We start from the raw sequence: 16,586 nt of genomic DNA on the forward strand, positions 1-16,586 counted from the left end.
TTCACCTTTCTACATGAAAGTGAAATACCTTCTATAATGAGAAAATTCATCACGGGTATAGGAAACCTGACATGCCACAACTTTTAAAACATATCGATGCGATCGCACGTGAAAAAGACCGTGATGTATTATTTGTACATTTTGAAAATTATGAACATGAAAATGCCGATGCTGAGTCCTATCATTTACGTCAGAACCTGATGGAATGGCTGGAGCAACGCCAAGTTGACTTTGCACCTTGCATGGGGATAGAACAGCCTGGTGTGATTGAAAGTTATTCAGGCGATCTTTATATCGATGTGCCATTTGATGAAGCCAATCCAATTTACCAAATGGTCAGTGAACATCTTGAAGATGCTGACGGGGAGATGAAGATTCCAGGTGTGCTGTTCTTTGTATTATCCCTAGAAACTGCGCTGGAAATTGAAGCCGATCGTGAAGAGTTCTTAAATCTAAGTCAAGCTCATGATGATGACGATGAATTTTCTGGCCGTGTAAACTGATATTTTTAGAAAACTTAAATAATAAAAAAGCCACTAAGAAAGTGGCTTTTTTATTAAGGGTTTTAAATTTTATTAATACAGTTCACCTGATTTACGGCGAGCAATAAAATCTTTGGATTCTTTCACGATCACCCCAGACAGCAGTAGCAGGCCGATCAAGTTTGGAATCGCCATCAAACCGTTGAATGTGTCTGCGAACAGCCAGACCAGATCCAGTGTTGCTACACAGCCAATAAATACTGAAGCGATATAAATGATGCGATAAGGGAATACAAATTTTTCACCGAGCAGATAGGTGGCACATTTTTCCCCGTAGTAGCTCCAGCCCAAAATGGTAGAATAGGCGAAGAAGATAATACCGAAGGTCACGATCCAGCCACCGACACCTGGCAGCAGTTTGTTAAATGTAGAAACGGTCAGAACAGCACCGGTTTGTCCACCAAAATCACTGCCGGCCATGATGAAGCCCATTACCAGGACAATACCCGTAATCGAACAGACAATAATTGTGTCAATAAAAGTTCCGGTCATGGACACCAGGCCTTGACGTGCAGGATGATCGGTTTTTGCAGCAGCAGCGGCAATCGGTGCCGAACCCATACCAGCTTCATTCGAGAAGACACCACGCGCGACACCATAACGAATCGCCGCACCAATCGCACCACCTACAGCAGCTTCACCAGTAAAGGCATAGGTGAAAATCATTTTCAGTGCAGGGCCCACTAAATCGAGATGGGTGAAAATAATGATCAAACCGCCCGCTACATAACCAATCGCCATAATTGGAACGATGAAAGAGGCAGCTCTAGAAATCCACTTAATCCCGCCCAGAATCACTAGTGCCGAAAATGCAGTAATCACGATACCTGTAACCCAGGTTTCCAGACCGAAACCATTTTCTACCGCGAGTGCAACAGTGTTGGACTGAACTGAACTACCAATTCCGAAAGATGCGACAGCGCCAAAGAATGCAAAGATCAGCGCCAGCCATTTCCATTTCAGGCCACGCTCGATGTAATACATTGGACCGCCAGACATTTCACCGCGTTCATTTTTAACTCGGTATTTGACGGCCAGTACACCTTCGCCATATTTGGTTGCCATTCCGAACAGGGCAGTCATCCACATCCAGAATACGGCCCCTGGGCCACCCAGTACACAGGCAGTTGCGACACCGGCAATATTACCGGTACCGATGGTAGCTGACAGTGCGGTCATGAGTGAGCCAAACTGGGAAATATCACCTTCATGCGAAGGGTGTTTGCCAAAAACCTGTTTAAAGGCCAGTGGCAACATGCGGAACTGCCAGAACAGCAGGCGGAAAGTCAGGAATATACCGGTACCGACAATGAGAACCAGCATATATGGGCCCCAGACCCAGCCACTGACGGTTTCCATGATGCTTTGTAAATTTTGCATAAATTTCTTCTTATTTATCCGTGTCAGCTTTATTTGAGATGTTGATTGAAAAGCAATTGCTATGCCATGCGCGCTCATCCTAAATGCGAATATTGGCGGATTTGTATTCTATTTTTTACATAGTTTCAGCGCTTTGACAAGAAAAATCCTGTATTCATTACGCCTTAAAACCAAGACTAAAGATAAATGAATATTGATATAAGAAAAATAAATTAATTTGCAAGATTAGTTGGAAAATACAAATGATGCGAATTTTCTTTTTGTATTCCGGGTTTTTTACGTTAATTTGTCGCGATTAAAACTCAAAGTTGAAATGAAATAATGTCAGAAAAATATAGTCACTCATCATCGGAAGATGGTGAGCTACAGCGTAGTTTATCCAACCGGCACCTGCAGTTAATTGCCATTGGGGGTGCGATTGGCACCGGCCTTTTTATGGGTTCAGGGAAAACCATTAGCTTGGCAGGACCATCCATTCTGGTGATTTATATGATCATCGGTTTTATGGTGTTTCTAGTCATGCGCGCGTTGGGTGAATTACTGTTATCCAATCTGCAATATAAATCTTTTATCGATTTTGCCACCGATCTGATCGGGCCGTGGGCAGGTTATTTTGTCGGCTGGACGTATTGGTTATGCTGGATCACGATTGGTATCGCGGATCTGTCAGCCATTATCTATTACTTGCAATTCTTTAATAACGGCCTGCCATTTACTCCGGGCGAAGGCGTGCTGATCAGTATTGCCTCTATTGTATTCATCATGGGCTTGAACCTGGCAACCGTGAAACTGTTTGGTGAAATGGAATTCTGGTTTGCTTTGATCAAGATTATCGCCATTATCGTTTTGATTGGTGTGGGTCTGTGGATGATCTTTACTGGCTTTACTAATGATGCAGGTACGGTCGCTTCATTTGCTCATATCTGGGATCATGGTGGTTTATTCCCGACAGGGACTATGGGCTTCCTAGCTGGTTTCCAGATTGCGATTTTTGCCTTTGTAGGTGTAGAGCTGGTTGGTACTACGGCTGCTGAAACCAAAGATCCAGAGCGTAACCTGCCTAAAGCGGTGAACTCGATTCCGATCCGTATTATTATTTTCTATGTGCTGGCTCTGATCATTGTGATGTCAGTAACACCATGGGATCAGATCAATCCAAATGTTTCTCCGTTTGTGAATCTGTTCAGTCAAGCTGGTATTGCCGCGGCTGCGATCATCATGAACCTGGTAGTGTTGTCATCAGTAATGTCATCAATGAACAGTGGGGTGTTCTCAACCAGCCGTATGCTGTTCGGTTTATCTCGTGAAGAACAGGCACCTAAAGCCTTTGGTCGTTTGAATTCGCGCGCCGTTCCAGCGAATGCTTTGTATTTCTCTGCGATCTGTTTATTGTTGGGTGCAGCATTACAGTACTTCGTGCCGAATACGGTTGAAGCATTTACCTTAGCAACGACTCTATCGACTATTCTGTTTATCTGTGTATGGCTGATTATTATCTGGAGTTATATGATCTATTACCGTACCCGTCCAGAATTGCATGCTAAATCCATATTCAAGCTGCCTGGTGGATTGGTGACTTGCTGGATCGTGATTATTTTCTTTGTCGGTATGATTGGTGTGTTATCGCTGGAAGACGATACCCGCCGTGCCTTGATGGTCAGCCCGGTCTGGTTCATTTTGCTGATTATTGGATATTTAGGCTTCTATAAACAGAAACATAAATAATCCATATCAATAAAAACGTCAGCGATCTGCTGGCGTTTTTTTATGTCTGAATATACTCTCTAGCGTTTAGCGCTTTGGTCATACGGATGATCGCGTTATACTTCATCGAAAATACTCATATAGGTGGTCAGATGCGTCAGGTCATTTGCTGCATCAGTTTAATTACAGTCGGTTTTGCCTTGGTCGGTTGTGGACAGTCGGGAGCTTTACATCTTCCAAATGATCCAAACTACGATAAACGTGCCAAGTATTTACTCTATAAAAATACTGAATCTGCACCGCAAGTATCAGATGAACAACAGGATGCGCCGGTCAAGCAGCAGTTTGAAGCACCTGCTGAATCCGATTCAACACCATCTCCTTAAGACTTTCAGAGAAAGGATACATTCATGAGTTTCACCCGCATTAATGGGGTATTGCATGCTGAGCAATGTTCACTGCAACAGCTCGCAGAGCAATTTGGCACACCACTTTATGTTTATTCAAAAGCAACTTTTGAAAAGCATTATCTGGACATGGACCGTGCTTTTAGCTTTATCGATCATCAAATCTGTTTTGCGGTAAAGTCAAACTCTAATCTTGCGGTATTGAATGTATTGGCCAAGCAGGGTGCTGGTTTCGATATCGTGACTGGTGGTGAACTGGCTCGTGTCTTGAAAGCCGGCGGTGAACCTTCGAAAATCGTATTCTCGGGCCTGGGTAAATCAGAAGCAGATATTAAAAAGGCATTAGAAGTAGGCATCGCCTGTTTTAATGTCGAGTCATATGCCGAACTGGATCGTATTCAGAAAGTAGCGGCTGAACTTAATGTTAAAGCGCCTATTTCACTACGTGTTAATCCGGATGTCGATGCCAAAACCCATCCATATATTTCCACTGGTTTAAAAGAAAACAAATTCGGTATTCCATCCGACAGCGTATTTGAAACTTATCAATATGCAGCGTCATTGCCAAATCTTGAAGTGGTCGGGATTGACTGTCATATCGGTTCGCAGTTGACTGAAACCCAGCCTTTTGTTGATGCGCTGGATCGTGTCATTGTCATGATCGATAAGCTTAAAGACATGGGCATCAACTTGAAACACATCGATATCGGTGGTGGTCTGGGTGTGACATATAAAGATGAAACACCGCCATCGGTTGAAGAATATGCCAATGCCATGCGTCCTGCTTTAGAAAAACTGGGTCTGAAAGTTTATATGGAGCCGGGTCGTAGTATCTCTGCCAATGCAGGCGTGTTATTAACCAAAGTGGATTTACTGAAACCAACCAATCACCGTAACTTTGCCATCATTGATGCCGCGATGAATGACCTGATTCGTCCTGCTTTATATGAAGCATGGATGGATATTCAATCCGTGACACCGCGTACAGATGTGGAAACAAAAGAATGGGATGTGGTGGGCGCGATCTGTGAAACTGGGGATTTTCTGGGTAAGGAACGTGAGCTTGCCATTAAAGAAAATGATGTGCTGGCAGTTCTTGGTGCAGGTGCATACGGTTTCGTAATGAGTTCGAACTACAACAGCCGTGGTCGTGCTGCTGAAGTAATGGTGGATGGTGATCAGGTGCATCTGATTCGTGAACGCGAAACGATTGAATCACTTTGGGAACGTGAGCGTTTATTGCCTTAAGGAGAATAAATAATGTTGCTTGAATTTACCAAGATGCATGGCCTGGGCAATGATTTTATGGTGGTAGACCTGATTAGCCAGCGTGCTTATCTGGATACTCTCACTATTCAGCGCTTGGCAAATCGTAACTTTGGTGTGGGTTTTGACCAGCTCTTGATTGTTGAACCGCCTGATATTCCAAGTGCAGATTTTAAATACCGTATCTTTAATGCGGATGGTTCTGAAGTTGAGCAGTGCGGAAATGGTGTGCGCTGTTTTGCCCGTTTTGTGCATGAGCGTCAATTGACCACAAAAACCAAAATCAAGGTACAGACCAAAGCTGGAATTGTAGAGCCTGAACTTGGTGCCAACGGCTGGGTGCGAGTGAATATGGGTTATCCAAAATTCCTGCCTCAGGAAATTCCATTTGTGGCGGAAGAACCGGAAAATCTGTATGACATCGATCTGGCGGGTGGAGAGAAACTGACGATTGATGTGGTGAATATGGGAAATCCACATGCAGTGACGATTGTTCCGGATGTGCTAACTGCCGATGTGGCTAAAATTGGTCCACAGGTAGAATCCCATGTGCGTTTCCCGGCACGTGTTAATGCTGGCTTTATGCAGATCATTGATGAAAAGCATGCACGTTTACGTGTTTATGAGCGTGGTGTAGGCGAAACACTGGCTTGTGGCACCGGTGCCTGTGCGGCAGCAGTGTCTGGTATGCGCCGTGGTTTGTTATCTAGCAAGGTCGAAATTGAACTTGCGGGTGGCAAATTGCAGATTGAATGGAAAGAAGGTGATGTGGTCTGGATGACGGGTCCAACCGCCAATGTTTATGAAGGCCGTCTGGACTTGCGCTACTTCCAAGGTTAATCCCAACATTTATTTCTCTAAAAAGCACCGCACATAGTACGGTGCTTTTTTTATGATAGGATGAATTCCATATTTAATTGATATCACAACACTGCTATGAATCAGCTTGTGTTTTTACCGGGTGCATCAGGCAGCCAAGCTTTCTGGCAGCCCTTGTTGGCTCATTTAAAAACAGGTCAATCTACAAAAATATTGGCATATCCGGGCTTCGATGGGGTAGAACCAAATTCAACTATTCAAAATCTTCATGATCTGCAGGAACTCATCACAGAGCAGATTGAGGATGATTCGATTCTGGTTGCCCAGTCCATGGGGGGAGTTCTTGCAGTTGGGCTTGCCCTCGAACATCCAGAGAAAGTCAAAGGACTGGTTTTATTGGCAACTTCTGGTGGTGTGGATCTATCACAGTTCAGTTGTGCTGACTGGCGGATAGATTATCGCGAGCAGTTTAAAGATGTCCCTGATTGGTTTTTACAAGATCAAACCGTATTTGGCCTGAAACAGTTAAGCAGTCTTGAGATTCCTATTCTATTGATCTGGGGTGACCAAGACTCTTTAAGTACCGTTCAGGTGGGGAAATGCTTAAAGCAAAATTTTAAACATGCAAATTTGCATATAATTCAAGGTGGGGATCATTTCTTTGCGGCGACTCATCCAGTACAGACCGCAGAACTGATTGAAGCCTGGCTGGAGTCAATTGAATGGAGCAAGTAATAAACCTTTCTGCAAAAGACTTGCTCGAAATCTGGCTCAAAGAACGTGAGATCCAGAACCAGTCTAAACATACCTTACAGGCCTATGAACGTGATGTGGCTGATTTTCTGGAATTCTGCGCAGTACAACAACTTGCACTCAATGATGTGGAAGCCACAGATTTACGTCAATTTCTGGCTGAAAAAGTCGAGCAGCACGGATTAAGTTCGAGTAGCTTGCAACGGATGCTCTCTTCGATTCGCCAGTTCATGAAATGGGCAGAGCAGGCGCAGTATCTGGCATTTAATCCGACTGATGATTTTCAGTTGAAACGTCAATCACGTCCTTTGCCGGGTATGGTCGATATCGAAACTGTGAACCAGATTCTGGACCAGCCGGCTCCAGAAACCGAAGCGCAGCAACAAATGTGGTTGAGAGACAAGGCAATTCTGGAATTACTCTATTCCAGTGGTTTGCGACTGGCAGAAATTCAGAGCTTAAGAATCAAGGATGTTGATTTTAATCGTCAGCTCCTGCGGATTACCGGTAAAGGCAATAAAACCCGGGTGGTGCCTTTTGGTTCAAAAGCAAAAGACAGTCTGATGGAATGGCTAAAAATTTATCCGCGCTGGAATGGTGATTTTGTACCTGACGCGAATGTATTTATCACCCAAAAAGGCAATCCGCTCGGTGCACGGCAAATTGAAAACCGGGTCAAGTTTCAGGCGCAGCGTGCAGGGGTTAATGTTGACCTGCATCCGCATTTATTGCGGCATTGTTTTGCCAGTCATATGCTGTCAAATAGCGGTGACCTTCGAGCCGTTCAGGAAATGTTGGGGCATAGTAATTTGAGTACTACACAAATTTATACTCATATTGATTTTGATCGTTTGGCACAGATTTATGATCAGGCGCATCCGCGGGCACAGCATAAAGAATAGGTAAAATATAAAATTTTCATCCGCTTGTCGGATGATGAGGATTCATGGCACAAAACTTTCATGTATCATGCTCAAAATATGACCTGAACAGACTGTTGGAAAGATATTTCACTATTGTCTTATTTTTCAAATGGCTGTTTTCGGATATAAGTATAAATAGTAATCAATTTTTAAAAGAAAATCAGCGATCTCGATACTGGAATTTTTATGGACACAGCAATTATCCCGGATATACAACAAAAGTATGCGCAGTTAAGCCCAGCCCAAAAAGATATGTTTGCGGGTTATGGTTTACGCCAGATTAAACATTTTGTTGAGATTAGCTTGCCCACTATCGAAGCCGTTCTTCCTGAAGGAGCAATTGTGCAGGGGATTAATGCGGAAGGGAAAATGCAGGCTTATAATCCTGAGACAGGTCAGTATTATCTATGGATTTCTGATCTGCAATGGCAGACTACGCAGCGTGCCAGTAAAGCTGTTGACCTAAAAGAAGATGCGCTCGAAATCTGGAATATTTTCGATCTGAAATCTTATGAACTGATTGAACTGAGTCATGTGCATCGTGACTTTTTACAAGTTTAATGTATATGGAGGATGACTAAGGTCATCCTTTTTTATTGCTAAAATATTTTACAAGTCATCCAGCGGTAACTGAAAACTTTGCTTGATGATCTGGCTGGGTAAATCTGTTTTGACACTGGTAATACCATTTTTCTTGGTCAAATGTGTGGACTGGAATTTACGGTAACTTTCCAGATCAGGCACCACAACTTTTAACATCGCATCACATTCACCCAGAATGATATAACACTCCATCACTTGCGGTAGTTCCTTCATCGCTTCAATAAAGGTATCAATCGTCTCTGCATCCTGACCCACCAGCCAGATCCGTGAAAAGAGAATCAACTGAAAACCAATTTTCTGTGAATCAACGATGGTGGTGTAATTCTGGATTACGCCCGCATCTTCAAGCAATTTTACCCGACGCAGACAGGAAGAAGGGGATAGTCCAATTTCCCGCGCCAGATCGTTATTCTGAATACGGCCATTGGCTTGCAAGTGATGAATGATATTTTTATCAATTCGATCAAGTTTTACTCGCACAGACTTGGAAGATATTTTCATAAATTAGAATATAATTTGAAAAATAATACTTATTATAAAATAAATTGAAAGCCTATTTTGTAAAAATTCGCAGATACTAATTCCACTTTCCGAAGATTTAAAGGAAAAGGAAATGTCTGTATTTGCACTTTTTGCACTAACCGTGCTTCCCCTGATTTTTACACCTGGACCAGATATGCTGTTTATCTTGTCTCAAGTGATGGGTAAAAATGCAAAAGCAGGCATGATGGCAACCATCGGGATCTGTTCAGGCTATCTGGTACATTCCATTTTGGTAGCATTAGGAATCGCAGCCATTATCGTGTCTTTTCCGGTATTGTTTGAAGCAATTCGCTGGTTGGGTATTGCTTATTTGCTCTATCTGGCTTGTAGCCTGTTGAAATCAGTATTTAGCAAAAACTCAATGAAAATTGAGAAAAAGACCACTGCTAATCCGGTGAAAAAGGGCTTCTTTACGGCCTTACTTAATCCCAAAGGCATGCTGATCTATTTTGCAATCTTGCCGCAGTTTATCGATAAAAGTGGAAATACGGTGAGCCAAGGCCTGATTCTGTCTTTTATTTTTATCGGCATGATTTTCATAGTCTACTGCGCTCTCAGCATCTTGTTCAGCAGAATCACCCGCAACACACAAATTGATGAGCGTAAACAAAAATGGGTGGATGGCACCTCAGGTGGTTTACTTGCCCTTGCCGCAAGCTGGTTAATTATTAATTAAGCAATGGCGTATTTTAAAAAAGCATACTGTTCCCGGTATGCTTTTTTTATATTTATAGATTGATGACAACCCGATTTTTAGACCTGCCCAACAAAATAAAGCGGAGTAAATTGAGCAGATATGCAGAATAAATCCTGATTAATTTTGCTTTATGTCCAAACTGACCAAAGCGGTCATTTTTAAATATAAGTCATTTTCCACAAATCCAAGGACGGATTTGTGCATTTAATAAGCAAAAATCAAAAGTTCTGATGTGTTTCATCAAATAAAAACATAATAAAAATCAAAGGTTAAATTTTATTAAATATTGATAAAATTCATTGTAATAAATCGATACGGATTAATTGTGAACGCATCGTTCAAGGAAAATTACGCATTTTTACAGCTCTTTGCTGAATTGTGACTTGACCGAAATGCCGTGCACATTGCAAGATAGGGCACCTAAAAAAATTTAAGTGAAGAGTTATTATAACTTTTCTCAACATTTACATTTGCTAAAACAGCCGAGGATTACATGAAGGCTCTTGTTGCTGTAAAACGTGTGGTTGATGCCAACGTTAAGGTTCGCGTTAAGCCGGACAACAGTGGTGTTGACTTAACAAACGTTAAAATGTCAATTAACCCATTCTGTGAAATCGCGGTGGAAGAAGCGGTTCGTTTAAAAGAAAAAGGAACTGTTTCAGAAATCGTTGTTGTTTCTATTGGTCCTAAAGAAGCTCAAGAACAAATCCGTTCTGCAATGGCGCTTGGTGCTGACCGCGGTATTCTGGTTGAAGCTGATGACAGCCAACTGGGTGCGCTAGAAGTTGCTAAAATTCTAAAAGGCGTTGTTGAAGCTGAACAACCACAATTGATCCTTCTTGGTAAACAAGCAATTGATGACGACTCTAACCAGGTTGGTCAGATGCTTGGTGCACTTTTAGGTGCAGGTCAAGGTACATTCGCTTCAGAAGTTAAAGTTGAAGGCGACAAAGTACAAGTGACTCGTGAAATCGACGGTGGTCTACAAACTGTTGAATTATCACTTCCAGCGATCGTAACTACTGACTTACGTTTGAACGAGCCACGTTATGCAGCTCTTCCAAACATCATGAAAGCGCGTAAAAAACCGCTTGATACTAAGTCACCTGCAGATTTCGGTGTAACTACTACAACTAAACTGAAAACAGTAAAAGTTGAATCTCCTGCAGAGCGTAAAGCTGGCGTACAAGTGAAGTCTGTAGACGAGCTTGTAGAAAAATTGAAAAACGAAGCGAAAGTGATCTAATACAGAAGGATAAAAATCATGAGTATTTTAGTAATCGCTGAGCACGACAACAAAGCACTTAATGCTGCTACTTTAAACGTTGTTGCTGCGGCGCAAAAAATCGGTGGTGATATCACTGTATTGGTTGCTGGTTCTGGCGCTCAAGCAGTTGCTGATCAGGCAGCTAAAGTTGCGGGCGTAAGCAAAGTTTTACTTGCTGACGACGCTGCTTATGCAAATCAACTGGCTGAAAATGTAGCGAAACTGGTTGCAGAATTAGGTAAAGGCTATAGCCATATCCTTGCTGCTTCTACTACAACTGGCAAAAACATTTTGCCACGCGCTGCTGCACTTCTTGATGTCAGCATGATCACAGACATCATCGCTGTTGATTCTGCAAATACATTCAAGCGTCCGATCTATGCAGGTAACGCGATTGCAACTGTTGAATCTTCTGAATCAGTAATCGTTGCAACTGTTCGTGGTACTGCATTTGATGCGGTTGCTGCTGAAGGTGGTTCTGCTGCGGTTGAAGCTGCTGCTTCTACTGGTGATGCTGGTATTTCTAAGTTCATTAATGAAGAAATCGTTAAATCTGAACGTCCTGAATTGACGGCTGCTCGTATCGTCGTTTCTGGTGGTCGTGGTGTTGGTTCTGGTGAGAACTACCACAAAATCCTTGATCCACTAGCTGACAAACTTGGCGCTGCTCAGGGTGCTTCACGTGCTGCAGTTGATGCTGGTTTCGTTCCTAACGATATGCAGGTTGGTCAAACTGGTAAGATCGTTGCACCTGACCTGTACATCGCTGTAGGTATCTCTGGTGCGATTCAGCACTTGGCAGGTATGAAAGAGTCTAAAGTGATCGTTGCGATCAACAAAGATGAAGAAGCTCCAATTAATGCAGTAGCAGACTACTGGTTAGTAGGTGACCTGAACACTGTAATTCCTGAATTGGTTTCTAAAATCTAATTCCTGAATCAGGTTCGAAAAACGCCTCTTGTCTTTGTACTAAGAGGCGTTTTTTATTGTCTATTTTTTTCTAAAATATAATTTATTTTCATAGGTATATGAAATAAATTAAAATGATAAAAAATTAAATAAGATAATAAATGTCAGCCTTACAGCTACCTGAAAAAAATATGATTTTTAATGATCCTTTATTTCAGCGTATTTTTATTCTGATTATTGGTTTGATCATCTTTCTCCTAAGTTTAGGAGGCTTGGTCTATTGCATCCAGTCAAGTCTATCTTTTGGTTTAGTCGCTTTCTTTTTAATATGTGGCTGTTTTGCTTATGTCGGGATGCTATTTATGTTGGCAGCATTCGCTGATACTGAAATACTTAATCGAAGGACCGGTTGGCTATTTGAGGGACCTTCAGCTGATCCCATTGGGCTGGTGATATATATCTTATTTATAATTACTGTTGGATTAGTCATTGGCGTCATTGCGCTGATTTTAACGTTTTTGATTAGATTGGTGCTGCGGTATCAGAAGTATTAAAGCAGTTGGGGTTAAAAATTTACCTATGAAAACCTAAGTTTTTTAGGATCATACATAGATATGCCCTAGGACTGATTCATCAACAAAGATAAATAAGCATCCATTCACTGAATCGCTGATGACGGGTCGAGTTATTGAATAAGTATTTTTAATGCTGCTCAGAAAAAATACAAAATCAGTTTTCTGGCTGGAAAATACTTTGCAGTCAGATCATGACTATTTCATTTGGGTGAAAAGTGATAAAATTCGACTTTGCTTTTCCTCCTGCTTTGAATCATGTTCTTTTCCAAAACTAGCCGTCTCCTGTCAATGAGCTTTCTGCTTATTGCTCTCTATCTGAGTATCTGTATTCATACTGCCTGGAATGCACCACTTGAAGTGACGCGGTACTTATTTAGTGAATCAGGCGCTTTTGAGGTGCTTAGTCCGTGGTTATGGTATTTGCTTGCACTTTTGTGTCTGCTCAATATTGAAATCAAGCTAAATACCCGAATTTTTATGGCAGTAGCCGCAATTCTGCTGGGAATGCGGGAAATGGATTTTCATAAGCGTGTGTTTGAAGTCAGTTTCATTAAAACCAATTTCTATCGCAGTGCTGAAATTCCCATGATGGATAAAGTGCTTGGATTTATCTTGTTGTCAGGCATCGCTTTTGTTTTCATTGTACTGTTGAAAAAGTTAATCACTACTGTACGTACGGCTAAAAACACCTGGAACACAGCATACTTTTTTGTCTTTTTGACGATTGCCTGTGGTGGGATTAGTAAAGTACTAGACCGTACGACATCAACACTTAGTGAAGAGTTTAGTATAAAACTGCTGCCCCAAACACAAGTCATGATTATGACTATTGAAGAAGGGGTAGAGATGCTGCTGCCGATCTTGCTGATTGTGGCAGTATTGAATTACCGAAAAGTATCTAATTAAGATCACTTTTAGCCAATTCTAAGCCCAAAAAAGATGCTCAAATTTTTGCAGCATCTTTTTTTTACGCCTGTTGATTTTATAATTTTTTCGTCGTTAAAAATAACAGGAAAATGATCACTAAAATGAAGATAATTAACAAGGTTAAGCTCAATATTTCGACACAAAAATACAAGTGTTTATGCTATAATTTAGGGCTGTATTTTAGTTTTTAACTCTGTCGTTTGAGTTAATTATTTTGCAAGTTTTACGACATATAAATGCAAGCCAAATTTGGCTTGTAGAATAAGGAGTATGCATGAGCGTATCGGAAATTAGACCGATTGCCATTGAGGATGAACTCAAGCACTCGTATTTAGACTATGCAATGAGCGTGATTGTGTCACGTGCCTTGCCAGATGTACGAGATGGTCTAAAACCTGTTCATCGTCGTGTGCTTTTCGCAATGCACGAATTGGGCAATGACTACAACAAAGCTTACAAGAAGTCTGCCCGTGTTGTAGGTGATGTCATCGGTAAATATCACCCACATGGTGATTCTGCTGTTTATGAAACCATTGTCCGTATGGCTCAGGACTTTAGTCTGCGTTACCAACTGGTTGATGGTCAAGGGAACTTTGGTTCAATCGACGGCGATAGCGCTGCGGCAATGCGTTATACCGAAGTTCGTATGCGTAAGCTGACCCATGAGTTATTGGCTGATCTGGAAAAAGATACAGTTGACTGGGAAGATAACTACGACGGTTCTGAGCGTATTCCGCAAGTTATGCCAACCCGTATTCCAAACCTGTTGGTGAATGGTGCGGCCGGTATCGCAGTTGGTATGGCGACCAATATGGCGCCACACAACATGACTGAAGTGGTGAATGCATGTCTGGCTTATGCAGATAATCCTAATATCAGCATCGAAGGTCTGATGGAATACATTTCCGGTCCAGATTTCCCGACAGGTGGCATTATTTACGGTAAATCAGGTATCGTGGATGCCTATCGTACCGGTAAAGGCCGTTTGCATATTCGTGGTAAATATCACTTTGAAGAAGATGCTAAATCTGGCCGTACTACGATTGTCTTCACTGAAATTCCTTATCAGGTCAACAAAGCGAAAACGATTGAACGTATTGCCGAGCTGGTCAAAGAGAAAAAACTTGAAGGCATTTCTGAACTTCGTGATGAATCTGACAAGGAAGGGATGCGTATTGCGATTGACCTAAAGCGTGGTGAAAATGCTGAAGTCATCGTCAATAACCTGTTCCAGAATACGCAGTTAGAAAACTCTTTCAGCATTAATATGGTTTGCCTGGACAATGGCCAGCCGAAATTGATGAACTTGAAAGACATCATCGCTGCGTTTATTCGTCACCGTCAAGAAGTCGTGACACGTCGTACCATGTATGAACTGCGCAAAGCACGTGAACGTGGTCATATTTTAGAAGGTTTAACCGTTGCTCTGGCAAATATTGATGCCATCATCGAAACCATCAAAACTTCTGCCAACCCGGCTGAAGCGCGTGAGCGTTTGCAAGCAGGTGAGTGGGCAGCAGGCGGTGTGGCAGCCTTGCTCGAAAAAGCGGGTGCTGTTTCTGTACGTCCGGACGAAATTGAAGGCGAAGATCCAGAGCGTCCATTTGGTATTGATGGTGATGTGTATCGCTTATCTCCGACTCAAGTCAACGCGATCATGGAACTGCGTTTGCACCGTTTGACCGGTCTTGAGCAGGATAAACTTCAAGCTGAATATTCTGAAATCTTAGGTCAAATTGCTGAATACACAGCCATCTTAAATGACTTCAACTTATTGATGAACGTGATTAAAGAAGAGCTAGCACTAATTCTTCAGCAATATGGCGATGCGCGTAAAACAGATATCGTTGAATCACGTATCGACTTCTCTCGTGAAGATTTGATTCCTGAAGAACAGATGGTTCTGACCGTTTCAAAAACTGGTTATGCGAAAACTCAACCATTATCTGATTATGCTGCTCAGCGTCGTGGTGGTCGTGGTAAGTCTGCAACCAGCATGAAAGAAGATGATTACATCCAGCATATGGTGGTGACATCGAATCATGCCACTGTGCTTTGCTTTACCAATGTCGGTAAGGTTTACCGTCTGAAAGTTTACGAAGTGCCACAAGCTTCGCGTGGTGCCAAAGGTCGTCCAATGGTGAACTTGTTGCCGCTAGATGACAATGAAACCATTACTGCAATCTTGCCAGTGATTGACGCACCGAAGAAATTCAAAGAACGTCTGGCTGATTTCAAAGTATTTGTAAAAACCAATGCTGCACAGCTACAAACCAATGAAGTGATCAATAGTCACTTTGCGGCACTAGAAGCTGCGCTTGCTGAATCTGAAGATGGCGCAGATGATATTTCTGATGCACTGCGTGTTCAATTGAAAGAATTGGGCTTAGCGCTTTCAACCACTGATCTTGATGATGACATCATCAATGACTTTGCTCAGCAGGCTGAAGCTGTTCGTAAAAACTTCTATGTGTTTATGGCGACTGAGTACGGTACGATTAAACGTGTTGAACTGGAACAATTCTCGAACGTTCGTTCAAATGGTTTACGTGCGATTGAACTGAATGGCGATGACACCTTAATTGGTGTTGCGATTACTGATGGTGAACAGCAAATCATGTTGTTCTCGAACGAAGGTAAAGCAATTCGTTTCGCAGAGACTGACGTACGTTCAATGGGTCGTTCAGCTAAAGGTGTACGCGGTATGCGCGTGACCATCGGTGCTTCTCAGGTTGAAGATGCAGAAGATGCAGATATTGAATCTGATGATGAAGATGCAACTGAAGCTAACTTCATTAGCCGTATCGTATCTCTAGTGGTTGTACCTGAAACCGGTGAAGTGCTGTGTGCTTCTGCAAATGGTTATGGTAAACGTACCCCGGTAGATGACTTCCCAACTAAGAAACGTGGCGGTAAGGGCGTAATTGCGATTAAGACCTCAGAACGTAACGGTGAGCTGGTCGGTGCAGTTGCGATTGACGCATCTAAAGAACTGATGCTAATTTCTGATGGCGGCACTCTGGTTCGTACCCGTGCTTCTGAAGTGGCACAGACTGGCCGTAATGCACAAGGTGTTCGTCTGATCCGTCTGGCTGAAGATGAAAAACTGGTCGGTGTGGAAGCGATTGAAGCAGTTGAAGATGAGTTGGAAATATTGGAAGATATTGAAAATACTGAATCTGCAGCTGATGATGTGACTGATGCACAAGCAGCTGAAAAAGATGATGACAATACAGTAGAGGAATAAGTTCTGCTACTGATGAAAAAGGGC

Annotated in this window: 16 protein-coding genes; 14 read left to right on the plus strand and 2 right to left on the minus strand. The window is 42.3% G+C overall.

Annotated elements, in window-relative coordinates:
- Nucleotides 1-71: 71 nt before the first annotated feature.
- Nucleotides 72-503: a hypothetical protein gene (locus AC4MCC_RS04495; RefSeq protein ID WP_419374718.1), complete on the plus strand. Its 432-nt coding sequence runs from the start codon at nucleotides 72-74 to the stop codon at nucleotides 501-503.
- Nucleotides 504-575: 72 nt separating this feature from the next.
- On the opposite strand, the gene AC4MCC_RS04500 is transcribed toward AC4MCC_RS04495, so the two are convergent.
- Nucleotides 576-1,922 (minus strand): alanine/glycine:cation symporter family protein, encoded by a 1,347-nt coding sequence (locus tag AC4MCC_RS04500; protein ID WP_005236738.1) that lies wholly within the window; start codon nucleotides 1,920-1,922, stop codon nucleotides 576-578.
- Nucleotides 1,923-2,243: 321 nt separating this feature from the next.
- Between AC4MCC_RS04500 and AC4MCC_RS04505 the strand changes: the two genes are divergently transcribed.
- From AC4MCC_RS04505 to AC4MCC_RS04535, 7 genes are all read left to right on the plus strand, one after another.
- A complete protein-coding gene (locus tag AC4MCC_RS04505) occupies nucleotides 2,244-3,647 on the plus strand; it encodes an amino acid permease (protein WP_166137739.1) in 1,404 nt (467 codons plus the stop codon).
- 131 nt (nucleotides 3,648-3,778) lie between these two features.
- The gene (gene lptM / locus AC4MCC_RS04510) at nucleotides 3,779-4,012 is read left to right on the plus strand and encodes an LPS translocon maturation chaperone LptM (protein ID WP_419365431.1); all 234 of its coding nucleotides are present in this window, start codon (nucleotides 3,779-3,781) and stop codon (nucleotides 4,010-4,012) included.
- A gap of 24 nt (nucleotides 4,013-4,036) precedes the next feature.
- On the plus strand, nucleotides 4,037-5,281 hold the full coding sequence (gene lysA, locus AC4MCC_RS04515; protein WP_491880189.1) for a diaminopimelate decarboxylase: 1,245 nt from the start codon (nucleotides 4,037-4,039) through the stop codon (nucleotides 5,279-5,281).
- A gap of 12 nt (nucleotides 5,282-5,293) precedes the next feature.
- Entirely contained in the window at nucleotides 5,294-6,139 is an 846-nt protein-coding gene (dapF, locus tag AC4MCC_RS04520) for a diaminopimelate epimerase (protein ID WP_004784684.1), read from the plus strand.
- 96 nt (nucleotides 6,140-6,235) lie between these two features.
- The gene (locus tag AC4MCC_RS04525; RefSeq protein ID WP_419374716.1) at nucleotides 6,236-6,853 is read left to right on the plus strand and encodes an alpha/beta fold hydrolase; all 618 of its coding nucleotides are present in this window, start codon (nucleotides 6,236-6,238) and stop codon (nucleotides 6,851-6,853) included.
- Nucleotides 6,854-6,882: 29 nt separating this feature from the next.
- A complete protein-coding gene (gene xerA / locus AC4MCC_RS04530) occupies nucleotides 6,883-7,773 on the plus strand; it encodes a site-specific tyrosine recombinase/integron integrase (protein WP_419374722.1) in 891 nt (296 codons plus the stop codon).
- Between the two features lie 207 nt (nucleotides 7,774-7,980).
- Nucleotides 7,981-8,355 carry a hypothetical protein gene (locus AC4MCC_RS04535; RefSeq protein ID WP_180012776.1) on the plus strand — a complete coding sequence of 125 codons (375 nt, stop codon included), beginning with the start codon at nucleotides 7,981-7,983 and terminating at the stop codon, nucleotides 8,353-8,355.
- A 48-nt stretch (nucleotides 8,356-8,403) separates the two neighbouring features.
- On the opposite strand, the gene AC4MCC_RS04540 is transcribed toward AC4MCC_RS04535, so the two are convergent.
- Nucleotides 8,404-8,898 (minus strand): Lrp/AsnC family transcriptional regulator, encoded by a 495-nt coding sequence (locus AC4MCC_RS04540; protein WP_005236726.1) that lies wholly within the window; start codon nucleotides 8,896-8,898, stop codon nucleotides 8,404-8,406.
- A gap of 112 nt (nucleotides 8,899-9,010) precedes the next feature.
- Here AC4MCC_RS04540 and AC4MCC_RS04545 point away from each other — a divergent pair, with 112 nt between their 5' ends.
- From AC4MCC_RS04545 to gyrA, 6 genes are all read left to right on the plus strand, one after another.
- Nucleotides 9,011-9,616: a LysE family translocator gene (locus AC4MCC_RS04545; RefSeq protein WP_419365410.1), complete on the plus strand. Its 606-nt coding sequence runs from the start codon at nucleotides 9,011-9,013 to the stop codon at nucleotides 9,614-9,616.
- A 514-nt stretch (nucleotides 9,617-10,130) separates the two neighbouring features.
- Entirely contained in the window at nucleotides 10,131-10,883 is a 753-nt protein-coding gene (locus AC4MCC_RS04550) for an electron transfer flavoprotein subunit beta/FixA family protein (protein WP_159124425.1), read from the plus strand.
- An 18-nt stretch (nucleotides 10,884-10,901) separates the two neighbouring features.
- The gene (locus AC4MCC_RS04555) at nucleotides 10,902-11,834 is read left to right on the plus strand and encodes an electron transfer flavoprotein subunit alpha/FixB family protein (protein WP_125278450.1); all 933 of its coding nucleotides are present in this window, start codon (nucleotides 10,902-10,904) and stop codon (nucleotides 11,832-11,834) included.
- A gap of 140 nt (nucleotides 11,835-11,974) precedes the next feature.
- Complete coding sequence (locus tag AC4MCC_RS04560; RefSeq protein ID WP_419365408.1) at nucleotides 11,975-12,367, plus strand: hypothetical protein; 393 nt, start codon at nucleotides 11,975-11,977, stop codon at nucleotides 12,365-12,367.
- Between the two features lie 309 nt (nucleotides 12,368-12,676).
- Nucleotides 12,677-13,294 carry a hypothetical protein gene (locus tag AC4MCC_RS04565; protein ID WP_180010664.1) on the plus strand — a complete coding sequence of 206 codons (618 nt, stop codon included), beginning with the start codon at nucleotides 12,677-12,679 and terminating at the stop codon, nucleotides 13,292-13,294.
- A 295-nt stretch (nucleotides 13,295-13,589) separates the two neighbouring features.
- Nucleotides 13,590-16,562, plus strand: a complete 2,973-nt coding sequence (gene gyrA, locus AC4MCC_RS04570) for a DNA gyrase subunit A (protein WP_419374715.1) — start codon at nucleotides 13,590-13,592, stop codon at nucleotides 16,560-16,562.
- The last annotated feature ends 24 nt before the right edge of the window (nucleotides 16,563-16,586 follow it).

The organism is Acinetobacter sp. CAU_H_56 (genome assembly GCF_058599425.1).